This is a genomic window from Microbacterium azadirachtae (genome assembly GCF_000956505.1).
Taxonomy (GTDB): Bacteria; Actinomycetota; Actinomycetes; order Actinomycetales; family Microbacteriaceae; genus Microbacterium; species Microbacterium azadirachtae_A.
Genome location: NZ_JYIX01000026.1, coordinates 65,369 through 79,452, shown reverse-complemented (window position 1 = coordinate 79,452; position 14,084 = coordinate 65,369). Strand labels below are relative to the sequence as shown.

Below are 14,084 nucleotides of genomic sequence, written 5' to 3'. Positions count from 1 at the left end.
GGCGAGGGGTAGCGTCGCGGGCATGGACGTCATCGACTACCTGATGGACGGGGATCCCGCGATCCGCTGGCAGGTCCTGCGGGATCTGACGGACGCCGCTCCCGAGGAGGTCGCCGCCGAGCGCGCCCGCGTGGCCGCCGAGGGCTGGGGCGCCCGGCTGCTCGCGCTGCAGGCGGAGGACGGGATGTGGGACGGCGGGGTGTACCGGCCGGGCTGGGTCGACGAGAGCCGCCCGATGTACGACGCCTGGACGGCCACGCACTTCAGCCTGCAGCAGCTCGTCGACTTCGGGGTCGACCCCGCGGACGAGCGTATGCGGCGCGCGGTCGCGCGCGTGCGCGACGGTGTGCGGTGGGATCAGCCGGGATCCCCGCCCTACTTCGACGGCGAGACGGAGCCCTGCGTCAACGGCGTCGTGCTGACGATCGCCGCGCATGTCGGCGAGTCGGGAGACGCAGTCGTCAAGACCCTGCTCGACAGCCGGCTCGACGATGGCGGGTGGAACTGCTGGGCCGAGTACGGCGCCACGACGTCGTCTCTGCACTCCACGATCTGCGTGCTGGAGGGGCTGCTCGACTGGGAGCAGGCGACCGGCGGCACGGAGGAGGCGCGGGCGGTGCGGATCGCCGCGGAGGAGTACCTGCTCGATCGCCGTCTGTTCCGGCGCCGCAACACGGGGGAGGTCATCGACCCGCGGTTCACGATGACGTCCTATCCGGTGCGCTGGTTCTACGACGTCCTGCGCGGACTGGACTATCTGCGACGAGCCAGGCCCGCGGGTGATCCGCGCTGCGCCGAGGCGATCGAGCTGCTGCGCGCGAAGCAGGGGCCGGACGGGGCGTGGCGCCTGGAGAACACGCACGAGGGGCCGACGCCGTTCGAGATGGACGGCGAGCAGGAAGGCTTCCCCAGTCGCTGGGTCACGCTGCGCGCCCTGAGGGTGCTGCGCTGGGCGGACGCGACCCGCGGCTGAGCCGCTGCGTTCAGTGTCGCCCGAACCGCCGATGCGCGGCCTGGCGCGTGGTGCCGAGGGCGCTCGCGATCGCCTGCCAGGAGTAGCCGTTCGCGCGGGCTCGGCGCACCTGCACTTCCTCGGCGCGGGCGATGTCCCGGCGCGCTGCGACCAGCCGGTGCAGCTCCGCCAAGGGCTCGCCGTGGGGGTCCGTCGCCTGTGCCGTCTTCATCATGAAAGCCTCCTCGTGTCAATGCTTGTTGACACGAGGAGGCTTGTCAATCGATGTTGACGGATCTGATTCAGCTCCCGGCGGACACCCCGAGATCGTCCTCGTAGGCGTGGTCCTTGGTCTCGGGGATGAGGATCAGCGCGATGAGGGTGAGCACGGCCATCGCCGACAGGTACACACCCACGAGCCAGGAGGATCCGCCCGCCGACTGCCACAGCCACACCGCGATGAGCGGAGCCACCGCGGCGCCGAGGATCGACGACACGTTGTACGCGACCGCGGATCCCGTGTAGCGGACGTTGGTCGGGAACAGCTCGGGCAGCAACGCGCCCATCGGGCCGAAGGTGATGCCCATGAGCAGGAAGCCGAGGATCAGGAACGACTGGGTCAGCACCACCGCGAAGGGCTCACCGGCGTGCTGTCCGAGGAACAGCGGGAACGTGAAGCCGAACAGGATGATGGCGATCGTGGTCCAGATGAGGAGCTTGCGGCGCCCGATCCGATCCGCCCACGGCCCTGAGACGAGCGTGAAGATGCCGAAGAAGACCACGCCGATGATCTGCATGACCACGAAGTCGGTGTAGCCGAAGCCCTGGCCGGGGTAGAACTGCGCGGCGAACGCGGCCGGATCGAAGGCGACGCCCTTGACCTCGGCGGCCTTCTGCGCGGCGGCGGACGCGACCTCGACGGACGACGGCTTCGTGCCGAACGAGAGCGTGAAGTTGGTCATCAGGTAGAACAGCACGTAGGTCGCGAGCATCACGAAGGTGCCGAGGATCAGGTGCTTCCCGTGGTGGCGGAACACGGTCGCGAGCGGCAGCTTGCGGATCGTGCCCTTGTCCTCTGCGCGCTTGAAGGTCTCCGACTCGACGAGCTTGAGGCGCACCCAGAGACCGATGATCACCATGACGGCGGAGAACAGGAACGGCACGCGCCAGCCCCAGCTGAGGAACGCCTCCGACTTCAGCGTCGGGTCGGACGCGTGCGGCAGCAGGGCGTTGATGGTGAGGAACAGGCCGTTGGCGATGATGAAGCCGAGCGGGGCGCCCAGCTGCGGGAAGGATCCGTACCAGGCGCGCTTGCCCTCCGGCGCATTCTCGGTGGCGACGAGCGCGGCGCCCGACCACTCGCCGCCGAGGGCGAAGCCCTGGGCGAGTCGGAGGATCAGCAGCAGAAGCGCCGCCCACCAGTTGATCTGCTGGAACGTGGGCAGCAGGCCGATCAGGAAGGTGGCGATGCCCATCGTGAGCAGGGAGGCGACGAGTGTGGCCTTGCGTCCGTAACGGTCGCCGAAGTGACCGAAGACCATGGCGCCGATCGGGCGCGCGATCATCGCGGCGCCGAAGACGCCGAACGAGGCGAGCAGCGCGGTCGTGTCGTTGCCGGTGGGGAAGAACAGGATCGGGAAGACGAGGACCGCGGCGGTCGCGTAGACGTAGAAGTCGTAGAACTCGATCGTCGTGCCGATGAGGCTGGCGAGGATCACCCGGGATCTGGGGTTGGCGGGTGCGGTCACGGTGTCGGTGCTCATGCGGTCCTCCGGTCGGTGCGTCGTTCTGCGCTCGCCGGGTCCCCAGCCGTGCGACGGGCACCGGGGGAGTCTACGCCTGACGTTCAGCCGATCCACAGGTGGACACGCGGCCGCGGCGGAGTGTGACGCGGCGGCCGCGCGTCCTTCAGCGCGACAGCCAGGCCTTGTACTCGATCACCGAACCGGGCGCGATCTTCAGCTTCATCGTGGATCCGCCCTGGTAGATCGTGTCGGCGGCGATGATCTCGCGGGTTCCTGCATCGAGCACCACAGTCGCTGTGAACTGCGGTCGCTTCGTGGAGGCGATCTTCAGGGCGATCCCGGAACGGCCGAGGCGATCGGTGACGGTGCCGAGCACGCTCACACCGCCCGCGTCGCGGAGCAGCTGCAGCGCCGCGGCCTGCTGCGCGGGGCTGAGTGCCCATTCGTCGCGGATCGCGCTGATCGCGCCCCACACGGTCATCGGGTCGGCGTCGGTCGGCAGATCGATGCGGTGGGCGATGTACGCGCGGAGCGCGGTGGGCTCGGCGGGCGGCTCGGCGAAGTACTGGGCCGAGCTCTGCCGAGGCAGCTCGGTGGGCGAGCCTTCCTTCGGTGCTTCGGTCGCCGGTGCGACGATCTTCCCGTCGGCCGTGACCGAGTAGGGAGCGCCCGCCTGGGATTCGAGATGCCCGGTGCCGTCGGCGTCCCAGACCCACTTCTGCCAGACAGGGGTGATGACCGGATCCGGGTTCCCGTCGTCGCGGAGCGCCCAGCCCACCACCTGCGCGTCGCGCGTCGGCGTGCGCGGCTGTGCGCCCTGCAAGGTCGCGATCGATGCGTTCAGCACCTCGTCCGCTGTCTGCGGGATCGGTTGCGCGACGAGGACGGGAGGGGTCACGGCGTAGGCCGGAGCGGCGGTCATCGGGCCGATCGCCAGACCGACGGCGATGATCGCGGCCAGTGCCGGTGCGATCCACGCCGTGCGCAGAGCGATCCGGAGCGGGCGCGAGGTTCTGGCCGTACGGCGGATCGCGGCGATCCGGTCGAGAACCGGTCGTTCCGGGGACGATCGCACCGGCGAAGCGGTGGAAGGTGCGTCCATCATGCGACGCAGGAGGGCCCAGTCCTCCGCGCTCGGAGCGGAGTCGAGCGGAGTGGAGGCCGGATCCGCCTCGCGGATCAGCGTTCCGAACAGCTCATCAGTCAATGGCATACGTCATCACCCCTTTCCCGGGTGTCGATGCGGATGGTCTCCTGGTGCCGTCCGGCGCGTCATCGCCGTCGGTCGGTGAGCCGGCGGGCTCCTGCAGCATGGACCGCAGCTCTGCCCGTGCGCGGCTCAGCCGCTTCCAGGCCGCCGCGGTGCGGCAGCCCACGACTTCGGCGATCTCCTCGGCGGTCAGACCGTCCCAGTAGTGCAGTTCGAGCACCTCGCGGTCGGCAGGGCGGAGCAGCGAGAGCGCGTGGCGCAGCTCGACGTGCGCGAGGTCGTCGCCGGGCCGGGCCGCCGACGCGAGGTCCCGCAGGCCTTCCCGCTCGCGATCGCGCTTGCGATATGCGTCCCCGACGAGGTTGCGGGCGGTCTGCAGCAGCCAGGGGCGGCGGTACGGTTGCGCGGTGTCGAATCTCCGCCAGGCGATCTCGAAGCAGTCCATGGTGAGCTCCCTCGCGTGCTCGCGGTCATCGACGCGGCGCTCGATGTACCGCAGCACGGCGGTGTGGTGTTCGGCGAAGAGCGCCTCGAAGGCGACACGGCGTTCATCCATCGTGGATTCCCGTCATTGCAGCGGCGGGTTCTCGGCGATGATCTGCCGCGCCTGAGCGGTGAGCGCGTCGATGTCGGCCTTCATGGTCTTGAGCTGGTCCGCGTGGTTCTGCACCACCCTGACCTCGGCGTCCCATTGCGCGTCGTAGTACGCCTTCGTCCACCCGCTGGAGTCGCGGCAGGTAGCGTCGGCGACGGCGAGCTCGATCTCCGCCGGCGTCGGCTTCCGCGGCCCGATCGTGTCGGGGTCGACCTCTGTGTCCCCGTAGGTGCGGATCGGTCCTTCCGTCGGCTGCGGCCGCATCGAGGGCGGGGGCGCAAAGAAACCCAGCTCTACGCCGAGTTTCTCGGTGGGCATCCATTCTGCTTCGTCGCCAGCAGGTGCGGAGATCGAGACGTCATAGCCGGCCGCGACGATGCACTTCTTCCACGCCGTGGAGGCCTCCTTCACAGCCGGTTGCTGCGGGATCTTCTCCGCCCCCTCGGAAGACCAGCCGGCAATGAGGTTGTAGATGTCGACGGCCTTGATCACATCGAAGGTCTTGCGGCTCTCTTCCCTGCAGGCGATCAGCGTTGTGTCGAGCCCGGGCGTCGACATCCCGATCCGGTTCAGCTTCACAGATGTCTGTGGATCGGGCATGGGGCCCGCCATATACATCGCGGTGTAGCCGTACTGTTTCGCGATCTCGACGGTCAACGCGGGGAACGCCGACAAGTTCCTCGGGAAGGCGAGATAGCTCGCATCATCCGTGGGCTCGATCGGGATCGGCCAGGAGAAACCCTCCTTGCTGAGGCACGTCTCCATGCGGCGGTTCTCCGCATAGGTCGAAAGGTGCGCCAACACTGCGGGCGAGAACGGATCCATCGGCATCACCCAGTGCGCGATGTCCTTCTCCGGCAGATCGGGCATGACGCCCGTCGCGTGAGCAGAGTTCGTCGCGTTCGCCGGCGGCGTGGCGCATCCCGCGATAGGGGCGACCAGGGCGGCCAGGGCGAGGGCGGTGATCATTCGGCGACAGTGCTTCGTCGGGGTGCGCTTCATGCGGTGACCTCTCTTCCGGAGCCTTTCGCAGCTCTCACCCTCAAAGGTTGCGCGCCGCGCGGAATCCTGACATCGGGGTTCCGGGATGACGCCTCGGACACGAAGACGCGGGACCCGAATGATCGGATCCCGCGTCCCATGAGACTTCGTCGAGCGGCGTGCGCTCAGTGCCAGAAGTAGCCGAGGCCCGCGTTCAGCAGGGTGAGGGCGCCGACGCTCCAGAACATGCCGGCGGGCACCTTCTCGCCGCGCTTCTGGCGGGCCATGCCCATTCCGATCATCGCGCCGATGATGACAAGCACCACGAGCTTCACGGTGATCTTGATGTAGAAGCTCATGCCGGGCGTCCAGGTGATGCCCCACGGTGCGGCGAGGGCGAGGCCCGCGAGGCCGGCGATCGCGAGACCGATGTTCATCAGCTGCGTGAACTCGCGCTTGCCGCCGACGGCCTGAGCGAGCCAGGCGCCGAAGAGCGTGGCGAAGCCGAGCAGGTGGATGAACACGACGATGGCGCGGAGGGTCTCCATGGCCTCAGGCTATGCCCGCACCGGTGGCCGCGCCAGGTAGGCGCGCCTCAGCTGCCGGGCGCTCCGTCAGAACGGCGCCGGGGCGATGCCGGATCCGGATGGCGGGTCCGGGTCCTCGACCGTGAAGGTCACGGGCGGGGGTGGCCGGTCGATGTAGGTGCGCCCGACAGGACTGGTCCATTCCAGGACCCCGGCGCCGCGTTGCTTCACTGTCCAGGCGGTCTGGTGTTTGAGGACGTGGTGCCTGCGGCAGAGTCCGCCGAGGTTGCCTTCTTCGGTGGGCCCGCCGTGGGCGGCGTCGATGGTGTGGTCGAGGTCCTGGGTGTGGGGTGGGAGCCCGCAGGTCGGGAACCGGCACCGGGAATCCCGGGCGTGCAAGAGACGCCGCAGATCGGCATTGGGCCGGTAGTGGTCGACCGCGAGGATCGCCCCGGTCACCGGGTGAGTGAGGACCCGTTCCCACGCGGTGGCCCCGCCGGCGAGGGTGCGGGCGGTGTTGGTGTCGATGGGCTGCCCGCCGGCGAGCTCGGCTGGCTGTTCGCTGCGGACACCGAACACAATGCCGGCCCCTGTCCCGTCACCCGTGTCGGCTGTGACGAGGGTGAGCACGGGCACGGTGACTTCGACCCGCGCCTGAATGGCGGACAGGAGCCCGGCGGCGGTGTCGTGTCCGGACGCCGCCCCGGTGAGCAGCGTGTCCGCGCACAGGTCGGCGCGCAGCTGGTCCATCGTCCGCGCGTCGCGGGGATCGCCGAGGCCCTCCGAGTCGAGAGAGGCAACGTCCTTCGCGGCCTGCGCATTCGCGACCGTGATCATCCGCGCCTGCTGGGTGAGCCGGTCGTAGATCCCGTCGATCACGGCGGCGGCGTGGATCACCCCGAGAGCCTTCTGACCGTCGCCCAGGTCTTCCCGCCACACCCGCCGCTGCTCCTGCACCTCCCGGTGCCGGTCGGTCAGGCTCCGCGGCGCGAGCCTCTCCGCGACCCGCTCGACGATCCGCTTCGCCCGATGCGGCGTCTCGCCTTCCGAAGCGGCGACCGCGATCTGCTCGTACTCGGCCCGCACACTCTCATCGAGCCGCGCGCCGGCATCCTGGATCACCCGCACATGCGCAGCATTGATCCGCGCATCTGTGAACGCCCGCATCGTCGCGGGGAATCGGGCCATGAGGTCTGCAGCCCGCGCCATCCGACCCTGCACCACACGGTCCGACATGCGCAGCACGCCGGCGATCTCCGCCGCGACCGACCGCGCGGCGAGCTCAGCCGCCGCACCCGGCGTCGATCCGGACCGTTCGGACGCCGCGATCGCCACGGCGACGTCTTGCGCCACAGCCAGCTGCGCCTCCCGCAACGCGTGCAGCCGGATGATCGCAGCTTCCGTCGCCTCCAACCCGGTGACGAGCGCGGTCAGCACGACGGCCGGATCCGCGGGTTCTGCCCCGGGATCCTGCACCGTGCCACTCACGTTTGCCATGACCCCAGTAAACTCCGGGCCACCGACATTCCGCCCCCGAATTCACCAGATCAGCGCCATAAACCCCCTCAAACGGAGTCGTCCCTGTCAGCGGACGCCATAGCGTGCGCTGACAGGGACGACTCGGAGATGAGAGGGCTCCGATGAGCCCGGTGAGCCTGGTGAGCCCGGTGAGCCCGGCGGAAGCGGCTCAGCCGCGCAGGGAGCGGATGACCTGTGCGGTGCGCAAGGCGGCGTCGGCTGCCTCGGCGCCCTTGTCCTCCTTGGAGCCCGGAAGGCCCGCACGGTCGAGACCCTGCTGCTCGTCGTCCAGCGTCAGCACGCCGAAGCCGACGGGCTTGCCCGCATCGAGCGAGACCCGGGTGAGACCGTCCGTGGTGGCGGCCGAGACGTACTCGAAGTGCGGGGTACCGCCGCGGATGATCACACCGAGCGCGACGACCGCGTCCGCACCGCCGGCGAAGGCGGCCTGCGCGGCCACGGCGAGCTCGAACGAACCGGGGACCCGTACCAGGCGGTGGTTCGCGCCTGTCGCCTCGAGCACGCGCTGCGCGCCCGCGATGAGACCGTTCGTGATCGTCTCGTGCCAGGTGCCGGCGACGATCACGACGTTCAGGCCGCTCGCGTCGAATCCGCCGGTGGTAGGTGCTCCTGCGCCGCTCATGCGTCGTCTCTTCCGTTCTCCGCGCCGTTCGCCGCCAGGGCAGCGGCGAGTTCGGACTCGCCGATGATGTGGCCCATGCGGTCGCGCTTGGTCTCGAGGTACTGGTGGTTGTTGGGGCCGACGCCCACGATCAGCGGGACCTGCTCGATCACGTCGAGGCCGAGGTCGCGCAGCTGCGCCACCTTGTCGGTGTTGTTCGTGAGCAGGCGCACCCGCTTCACGCCGAGGTCGGTGAGGATCCCGGCGGCCGCCGCGTAGTCGCGGGCATCGGCGGGCAGGCCGAGGGCGAGGTTGGCGTCGACGGTGTCGAGTCCCTCCTCCTGCAGCGCGTAGGCGCGCAGCTTGTTGATGAGGCCGATGCCGCGTCCCTCGTGGCCGCGCATGTAGATGACGATGCCGCCGTCCTGCTCGATCGCGTCGAGCGCCGCCTCGAGCTGCGGACCGCACTCGCACTTGAGGGATCCGAACGCCTCGCCGGTCAGGCACTCGGAGTGCACCCGCACCAGGGCGGTCTCGGTCGGCTCCCCGGACACGACCGCGATGTGGTCGGTCCCGGTGATGCGGTCCTTGTAGGCGAGGAACCGGAACACGCCGTGCGTGGTCGGCACCGTGGCGTCCGCGCGCAGGCTCACGCGGCGTCGGGTGTTGTTCGCGACGCAGTCCGCCTCGTCCCGCGGGTCCGTCTCGTTGAGGTGGGCGATGAGCTGCTCGATCGTGATCACGGGAATCCCGTCGCGCTCGCCGAGCTCCATGAGGCCTGGCAGGCGCATCATGCTGCCGTCCTCGGCGACGACCTCGGCGATCGCGCCCACCGGGCGCAGACCCGCCAGGCGCATGAGCTCGACGGCGGCCTCGGTGTGACCACCGCGCTGACGCACGCCGCCGTCGACCGCGCGCAGCGGCAGCACGTGCCCAGGGCGGATCAGGTCGGTCGGGGTGGATGCCGCGTCCGCGAGCACGTTCAGCGTGCGGGCGCGGTCGGCCGCGCTGATGCCCGTGGTGACCCCGGAGGCCGCGTCGACGCTGATCGTGTACGCCGTGCTGCGGGCGTCCTCGTTCGCCTCGACCATCGGCGGCAGGTTGAGCGCGTCGGCGATGTCGGCGGGCATGGGCGCGCACAGGTACCCGGAGGTCCAGCGCACGGTCCACGCGATCCACTCTGGCGTCGCGAGCTCGGCCGACAGGATGACGTCGCCCTCGTTCTCGCGGTTCTCATCGTCGGCGACGAGCACCGGGCGGCCGGCGCGGAGCGACTCCAGCGCCTCATCGATGGTGGAAAGGCTCATCGCGAGCCTCCTTCCGGTGTGGCGGCGCTGTCGGCGCCTGCGTCTGCGGCACGGAACGCGAGCAGCCGCTCGACGTGCCGGGCGAGGATGTCGGTCTCGAGGTTCACGCGGTCGCCGACGGACCGGGATCCGAGCGTGGTCGCCGAGAGGGTCTCCGGGATCAGCGACACCTCGAACCAGGCGGCCGGCGCGGACGGCTCGCTGACGGCGCTCACCGTGAGCGACGTGCCGTCGACGGAGATGGATCCCTTGTCCACGACGAGCGGGGCGAGGTCGTGCGGCAGGGAGATGCGCAGCACGCTCCACTGCGCACCGGGGCGCACCTCGAGCACCTCGCCGACCCCGTCGACGTGGCCCTGCACGATGTGGCCGCCGAGGCGCGCGCCGACCGGCATCGCCTTCTCGATGTTCACCCGCGTGCCGACGGTCGCGCCGCCGATCGCGGCCACGTCGAGCGTCTGCTTCATGACGTCGGTGTCGAAGGTGTCCGAGGTGGACCCGACCACGGTGAGGCACACGCCGCTCACGGCGATGGACTCGCCGTGCACGGCGTCGGACGCCGCCCTCGGGGCGCGCACGGTCAGGCGCCAGCCGTCGCCGGCGGGCGCGATCGCGGTGATCTCGCCGATCTCCTCGATGATTCCGGTGAACATCAGGCTGCTCCTTCGTTCCGGGAGGTGTTCAGGTCTGCAGGCGCCGCTGCGGCGCCGGTCGAAGTCGTTCCTTCGGCGTCCGCCGGGTGGGCCAGCACCAGCAGGTCCGCGCCGAGCGGCAGCCACTCGTCCACGACGAGGCGCCGTGCGTCTCCGATCGAGGGCACGCCGATGTCGGTGAGGGCGAGCTTGGGTCCGCCGATCAGCACGGGCGCCAGATACGCGAGCACCTCGTCGGCGAGACCCGCCGCGAGGAACGCGCTGGCAAGGGTCGGGCCGCCTTCGACGAACACACGCTGGATCCCGCGGTCGCGGAGGTCCGCGAGGACGGCGGCGAGGTCGTGCTCGGCGTAGAACAGGGGCTCGTGCGGGTGACGGCGCACGGCGGCGTCGGCGGGGGTCTCCCTGACGCCGATCACCACGGGGACCGGCTGGTGGGGGAGCAGCGCGTGGCCGTCCCGGGCGGTGAGGGCGGGATCGTCGGCCAGCACGGTTCCGGTGCCGACGACGATCGCGTCGGCCACGGCACGACGACGGTGCACATCTGCGCGGGCGGCGGGACCGGTGATCCACTGACTGGATCCGTCCGCCGCGGCGGCGCGCCCGTCCAGGCTCTGCGCCCACTTCACGGTCACGTGCGGCCGGCCGAGCCGCTGCACGGTGAGCCAATCGTCGATCAGGGCGCGCGCGGCCTCGGCCTGCTCACCGGCGACGACGTCGACGCCCGCGGCGCGCATCCGCTCGGCCCCTCCGCCGGAGACCGCTCCTGGATCGTCCAGGGCGTAGATCACACGGCGGACGCCCGCGTCGATGAGCGCCTGGGCGCACGGGCCCGTGCGTCCGGTGTGGTTGCACGGCTCGAGCGTCACCACCGCGGTCGCGCCGCGAAGCTGCTCCGGGGTCAGCTTCGAGAGCGCGTCGACCTCGGCATGCGAGGTGCCCGCGCCGCGGTGCCAGCCCTCGGCGAGCAGGTCACCCGAGGGGGAGAGGATCACGGCGCCGACCTGCGGGTTGAGCCCGCGGGGGCCGCGGCGCGCGATCTCGAGCGCGTGCGTCATCGCCGCCCGCTCCACCGCTGTCGCCGTCATGTCGCCTTCCTCATCCAGGTCAGGTCACCGGGGTCAGGCGCACGTCGATCGTGCGTGCTTCCTCTCATCCGGACTCGCAAGCCTTCGCTCGCATCACCGTCGGTCCCGGAATTCCACCGGATCGGCCTCGGATCCCTGTCGGATTCTCGGTTCGCGGACTGTCACCGCCGGTTCGGATTCTCACCGACCCCGGAGCACGTTGTATTGCTCTCAGCTTAGTCAACGCGCCGGTGCCGGTTTCATTCCGGTGGATGGTTCTGTGACAGCCCGTGTCGCGCGCGGCGTCACTTCAGCAGCCGGGACAGCCGACGGTCCGCGAGCACCTTGCCGCCGGTCTGGCAGGTCGGACAGTACTCCAGCGACCGGTCGGCGAAGAACACGCTGCGCACCGTGTCGCCGCAGACCGGGCATGCTTCGCCGCGGCGGGCGTGCACCTGCATGCCGCGCCGCTTCGCGTCCTTGAGGTCGGCCGGCGGCTTGCCGCTCGCCTCCGCCACGGCTTCGCGCAGCGTCGACTGCATCGCGTCGTAGAGCCGGGTGACGTCGGCATCGCCGAGGCCTCCGGCGGGTGCGTAGGGGGACATCCGGGCGGCGTGCAGGATCTCGTCGGAGTAGGCGTTGCCGATGCCGCCGATCACGGCCTGGTCGCGCAGCAGGCCCTTGATCTGGGTGCGCCGCCCGTCGAGCAACGCCGCGAACACGTCGCGCGAGAACGACGGATCCAGGGGATCGGGACCCAGCCGTGCGATGCCCGGAACGTCGGCCGGATCCCGGACGACGTACGCCGCGAGGGACTTCTTGGTTCCGGCCTCCGTGAGGTCGAAGCCGCTCCCGTCGTCGAAGGCGATCCTCAGCGCGATCGGCGACTTGCCCGGACGGATCAGCGTGGTGGGCAGCGCGTCGTACCAGCGCAGCCATCCGGCTTTGGCGAGGTGGAACACGAGGTGCAGGCGCGGCTCGGCGTCGCTCTCGAGCGTCAGATCCAGGAACTTGCCGTGCCGCTCCGCGCTCCGGATGCGCGAGCCCGCCAGCGCGGTCACGGGCGGATCGAAGGTCTTGAGCGCGGCGATCGCCGACACGGACGCACGCGTGATGGTGAGCCCGACCGCGCGTTCCGCGAGGAAGTCGACCAGCCCCTGCACCTCAGGCATCTCCGGCATGCGTTCATCCTGCCACCCCTGTCCGATATCAGGGCAGGGCGATCGGAAGCCGCGCGGGAGCGCGGTCGGGGGAGGAGGCCTCAGCCGAGGTCGATCGGCCAGGCGACCGGCGCGCGGTCGTCCGTCCGCAGAAGCCCCGCCACCCAGCCGTCGTCCCGGCCGCGAGGGCTGGTCAGGAACCGGCGGTGCGTCCCCTCGAACCGGAAGCCGAGGGCACGGGCGCTGCGCGCGGACGGGATGTTGCCCACCACGGCGCGCCAGGTGATGCGGGCGAGCCCGAGCTCGGCGAAGCCCCAGTCGATCACGGCGCGGGCCGCCTCGGTGAGGTAGCCGTGACCGCGAGCCGGGGCCGCGACCCAGTACCCGAGCTCGGCGTCTCCGCCCGTCCTGTGGTCGGCGATGTGGTGCAGCCCGATCGAACCGACCAGGACGTCGTCCGCGAACACCGCCCACACGGTCTCGGATCCGTCCTCCCACCACTCGCCGACGAGCCGGATGAAGTCCTCGGCGTCCTCGCGCGCGTACGGGCTGGGAACGGTCGTCCAGCGCGGGATCTCCGGATCCTGGCACGCCTCGGTGATCGCGTCCGCGTCCGCCGAGGTCGGGGCGCGCAGGACCAGTCGCTCCGTGCGGAGAGGCGCGGGCCGCATCCGGGTCGCCTAGAGGACGATACGGCGGAGCAGGCCCACCTTGTCGTAGACGGTGGCGAGGGACCTGTCGGCGACCTCGTCGGCACGGGCCGCGTTGGCCGCGAGGATGCGGTCCAGCTCTGCGGGGTCGGCGAGCAGCTCGTTCGCGCGGTCGCGCACCGGGCCGAACTCGTTCACGACGACCTCGGCGAGACCCTTCTTGAAGTCGCCGTAGCCGCGACCCGCGTATTCGTCCTCGATCGAGGGGATCTGGCGACCGGTGAGCGCCGCGTAGATCGTGAGCAGGTTCGAGACGCCGGGCTTGTTCTCGCGGTCGTACCGGACGGATCCCTCGTTGTCGGTCACGGCGCGCATGATCTTCTTCGCCGACTTCGCCGGGTCGTCCAGCAGCCACAGCACGCCGGCGTCGGTCTCGGCCGACTTCGACATCTTCGAGGTGGGGTTCTGCAGGTCGTAGATCCGCGCGGTGTCCTTCTGGATCACCGGGATCGGCACGACGAACGTCTCACCGAAGCGGGAGTTGAACCGCTCCGCGAGATCGCGTGTGAGCTCGACGTGCTGCTTCTGGTCGTCGCCCACCGGCACGACGTCGGTCTGGTAGAGCAGGATGTCGGCGGCCATCAGCACGGGGTAGGTGAACAGGCCGACGGAGGTCGCATCCGCGCCGAAGCGCGACGACTTGTCCTTGAACTGGGTCATCCGGCCGGCCTCGCCGAAGCCGGTGATGGTGCTGAGGATCCAGGCGAGCTCCGCGTGCGCGCGCACGTGCGACTGCACGTACAGCGTCGACTGGGACGGCTCGATGCCGGCCGCAATGTACTGCGCGGCGGTGCGACGGGTCTTCTCGCGCAGCTCGGCCGGATCCTGCGGCACGGTGATCGCGTGCAGGTCGACGACGGAGAAGAAGGCGTCGTAGGAGTTCTGCAGGTCCCGCCACTGCAGCAGCGCCCCGATGTAGTTGCCGGCCTGGAGGGAGTCGGCGGAGGGCTGCATTCCGGAGTAGAGGCGGGGTTTCGTCACGGATCAATCCTATGGTGACCGTGACGAGCACCCGACCGTCTCCCGGCGGCGGGGAC

At 70.2% G+C, this 14,084-nt stretch carries 15 protein-coding genes; 1 reads left to right on the top strand and 14 read right to left on the bottom strand.

All coding sequences use genetic code 11. The annotated features are described in order from the left end of the window. The first annotated feature begins 22 nt into the window (after nt 1-22). Complete coding sequence (locus RS86_RS03705) at nt 23-973, top strand: hypothetical protein (protein WP_045270873.1); 951 nt, start codon at nt 23-25, stop codon at nt 971-973. 10 nt (nt 974-983) lie between these two features. Here RS86_RS03705 and RS86_RS03700 read toward each other — a convergent pair whose 3' ends face one another. The 14 genes from RS86_RS03700 to trpS all read right to left on the bottom strand — a co-directional run bounded on the left by RS86_RS03700 (nt 984) and on the right by trpS (nt 14,028). After that, nucleotides 984-1,187 (bottom strand): hypothetical protein, encoded by a 204-nt coding sequence (locus RS86_RS03700; protein ID WP_045270872.1) that lies wholly within the window; start codon nt 1,185-1,187, stop codon nt 984-986. A 67-nt stretch (nt 1,188-1,254) separates the two neighbouring features. Beyond that, nucleotides 1,255-2,715 carry an MFS transporter gene (locus RS86_RS03695; RefSeq protein WP_045270871.1) on the bottom strand — a complete coding sequence of 487 codons (1,461 nt, stop codon included), beginning with the start codon at nt 2,713-2,715 and terminating at the stop codon, nt 1,255-1,257. A gap of 145 nt (nt 2,716-2,860) precedes the next feature. Then, a complete protein-coding gene (locus tag RS86_RS03690; protein WP_152642055.1) occupies nt 2,861-3,910 on the bottom strand; it encodes a hypothetical protein in 1,050 nt (349 codons plus the stop codon). Further along, nucleotides 3,897-4,463 (bottom strand): RNA polymerase sigma factor, encoded by a 567-nt coding sequence (locus tag RS86_RS03685; protein WP_052680049.1) that lies wholly within the window; start codon nt 4,461-4,463, stop codon nt 3,897-3,899. The genes RS86_RS03690 and RS86_RS03685 overlap by 14 nt, the downstream gene beginning before the upstream one ends. A gap of 12 nt (nt 4,464-4,475) precedes the next feature. Next, on the bottom strand, nt 4,476-5,471 hold the full coding sequence (locus RS86_RS03680; protein ID WP_045270869.1) for a hypothetical protein: 996 nt from the start codon (nt 5,469-5,471) through the stop codon (nt 4,476-4,478). A gap of 197 nt (nt 5,472-5,668) precedes the next feature. Further along, nucleotides 5,669-6,031 carry a hypothetical protein gene (locus RS86_RS03675; RefSeq protein ID WP_045270868.1) on the bottom strand — a complete coding sequence of 121 codons (363 nt, stop codon included), beginning with the start codon at nt 6,029-6,031 and terminating at the stop codon, nt 5,669-5,671. A 66-nt stretch (nt 6,032-6,097) separates the two neighbouring features. Further along, nucleotides 6,098-7,507: an HNH endonuclease signature motif containing protein gene (locus tag RS86_RS03670; protein ID WP_052680048.1), complete on the bottom strand. Its 1,410-nt coding sequence runs from the start codon at nt 7,505-7,507 to the stop codon at nt 6,098-6,100. A gap of 190 nt (nt 7,508-7,697) precedes the next feature. Then, nucleotides 7,698-8,171 carry a 6,7-dimethyl-8-ribityllumazine synthase gene (gene ribH / locus RS86_RS03665; protein WP_045270867.1) on the bottom strand — a complete coding sequence of 158 codons (474 nt, stop codon included), beginning with the start codon at nt 8,169-8,171 and terminating at the stop codon, nt 7,698-7,700. Then, nucleotides 8,168-9,457, bottom strand: coding sequence for a bifunctional 3,4-dihydroxy-2-butanone-4-phosphate synthase/GTP cyclohydrolase II (locus tag RS86_RS03660; RefSeq protein WP_045270866.1), 1,290 nt, complete (start codon nt 9,455-9,457; stop codon nt 8,168-8,170). The genes ribH and RS86_RS03660 overlap by 4 nt, the downstream gene beginning before the upstream one ends. Further along, nucleotides 9,454-10,110, bottom strand: a complete 657-nt coding sequence (locus tag RS86_RS03655) for a riboflavin synthase (RefSeq protein ID WP_045270865.1) — start codon at nt 10,108-10,110, stop codon at nt 9,454-9,456. The genes RS86_RS03660 and RS86_RS03655 overlap by 4 nt, the downstream gene beginning before the upstream one ends. Next, on the bottom strand, nt 10,110-11,198 hold the full coding sequence (gene ribD, locus RS86_RS03650) for a bifunctional diaminohydroxyphosphoribosylaminopyrimidine deaminase/5-amino-6-(5-phosphoribosylamino)uracil reductase RibD (RefSeq protein WP_045270864.1): 1,089 nt from the start codon (nt 11,196-11,198) through the stop codon (nt 10,110-10,112). The genes RS86_RS03655 and ribD overlap by 1 nt, the downstream gene beginning before the upstream one ends. Before the next feature lie 284 nt (nt 11,199-11,482). Beyond that, nucleotides 11,483-12,358, bottom strand: coding sequence for an Fpg/Nei family DNA glycosylase (locus tag RS86_RS03645; protein ID WP_045270863.1), 876 nt, complete (start codon nt 12,356-12,358; stop codon nt 11,483-11,485). Nucleotides 12,359-12,438: 80 nt separating this feature from the next. Then, a complete protein-coding gene (locus RS86_RS03640) occupies nt 12,439-13,008 on the bottom strand; it encodes a GNAT family N-acetyltransferase (RefSeq protein WP_045270862.1) in 570 nt (189 codons plus the stop codon). Between the two features lie 9 nt (nt 13,009-13,017). Beyond that, nucleotides 13,018-14,028, bottom strand: a complete 1,011-nt coding sequence (gene trpS, locus RS86_RS03635) for a tryptophan--tRNA ligase (protein WP_082076536.1) — start codon at nt 14,026-14,028, stop codon at nt 13,018-13,020. Nucleotides 14,029-14,084 lie beyond the last annotated feature (56 nt).